Source organism: Pseudoalteromonas sp. SG43-1 (assembly GCF_014164415.1).
Taxonomy (GTDB): domain Bacteria; phylum Pseudomonadota; class Gammaproteobacteria; order Enterobacterales; family Alteromonadaceae; genus Pseudoalteromonas; species Pseudoalteromonas distincta.
The window spans coordinates 1-1,755 of the sequence record NZ_JACJFD010000062.1 but is presented as its reverse complement, the minus strand read 5'-3'; the positions used below and the strand labels follow the sequence as shown (position 1 = coordinate 1,755).

Here is a 1,755-nt window from a genome sequence, read left to right as displayed (position 1 = left end):
GCATTAGCTAAAAAGCCATAGTGGCGAATGCGCATAAACCCTTTGGGCAATACATGTTGTAAGTAGCGCCGTAAAAATTCATCACAACTCAGAGTCATGACTTTATCGCGGTTGTTCTCTGCATAATCGCGGTATTTAAAGCTCACTGTTTCTTCAGTCGCTGACACTAATCGCGATTCTGACATCACGCCTTTTCGGGTATAACGTGCAAGGTAACTGACTAACTTTTCACTGTACGTTAAACAGGCTTTGCTATACACACACCATTTGGTTGGTGTGCTTACCTTCGCGAATGAACTATCGCATTCATTGAGCGCCGCGAGCATTTTCCCTCTAAACACTGTTGATAATGCTTTAACGGGGTATAAATAGCCTTTTTCTATTTCATGCCAGTGCGCTTTATCAAGCGCGCCTGCGGGTATCAAGCAATGCAGGTGAATATGCTGACTTAAGTTCTGCCCCCACGTATGCAGTACGCTTGTCATGCCTAGCTGACCATGCCTCTTTCGTTTCGCAAATTTACACAGCGTTTGCCATGCGGCTTTAAATAAACACTGGTACAACGCGTTTGGGTTATAGTGCGCAATGATATTCAACTCATGGGGGAGCGTAAAAACAAGGTGGAAATAGCGACACGATAATAAATCCTCTTGTTGTCTTTGCACCCATTTAGCCATTGCCATACCTTGGCAACGTGGGCAATGCCGATCTCGACAGCTACATCCAATTTGTTGTACTTCACTACAGTTATCACATTGCCATGCTTGATAACCGAGCTGTCCCGTTCTGCATGATTGAAGGTGTTGGCAGACTCGTAACTGCTGATAACTCATTATGTGGTGCTGCCGATAATTCCCAAGGCCAGAATTTAAAATATCAGCGAGATGCAAGCCGCTCATTGGTTTCCCCAACTTGCGAGTAAATCAATACCACCATGCCCTAATTCAGGTAACCAGTGTAAGTAACTTTGCGTGGTTCTAATGTCACTGTGACCAAGCTGATGTTGAAGTTGATGAAGCGGCATCCCTAACTCAAGTTGATGTGTTGCATAAGCATGGCGTAATACATGTGGATTACAGTGCTTTAAACCACACATTTGTGCATGTTTTTTCAATGCCTTTCTGAAGCTTGAGGGTGACATGGGTTTATCCATTAACCATCGTGAATAAAACATCCAGCCCGTTGGGTGATACATTTTCCAATAGCAACGTAATTGATTTAGCACGCTATCTGATACAACAACATAGCGTGACTTATCTCCTTTACCATGTTCAATTAAAATGGTTTTACGCTGTCCATCGATGTCTTGCACTTTGATGCGCAGCAGTTCGCCAATACGCAAACCACATCCATAACACACCACTATCAATGTTTTTAAGCGCATATCCGTGCAACTTTCTATAAGTCGTCGAAGATCATCACGCGATAAATAAGTAGGTGCCCGAGGTTTTGCTTTAGGCAAGGCTATGTCTAAGTTCAGTGGGCGATGTAAAATATTCTTAAACAGAAACCAAATGCTGTTTATTTGTATTTTTTGACTCGCTCTGGAGAGCTTGCGAATAGCGGGATCTTTAAAAAAGATATTCAGCTCATCATCAGTAATTAAATCGAGTGGTTTATTAAAATAATGGCTGAGTTTAAGCAAATGCTCGCAGTAGCTTTTACAGGTACTTTGTGAATAACCAAGATAGGCTATTTCAGTTTTGACTTGTTCAATGAGTGTATTCATTACTTACCTCCAAATATGGGATAACC

At 42.1% G+C, this 1,755-nt stretch carries 2 protein-coding genes; both read right to left on the bottom strand.

Features of this window, described 5'->3' with window-relative positions:
* Nucleotides 1-899 (bottom strand): transposase (locus tag H5159_RS20700; RefSeq protein WP_182780964.1); only part of this gene is annotated, 899 nt, incomplete at its 3' end.
* The gene (locus H5159_RS20695) at nucleotides 896-1,729 is read right to left on the bottom strand and encodes a tyrosine-type recombinase/integrase (protein WP_182780963.1); all 834 of its coding nucleotides are present in this window, start codon (nucleotides 1,727-1,729) and stop codon (nucleotides 896-898) included. The genes H5159_RS20700 and H5159_RS20695, both read right to left, overlap by 4 nt.
* Nucleotides 1,730-1,755 lie beyond the last annotated feature (26 nt).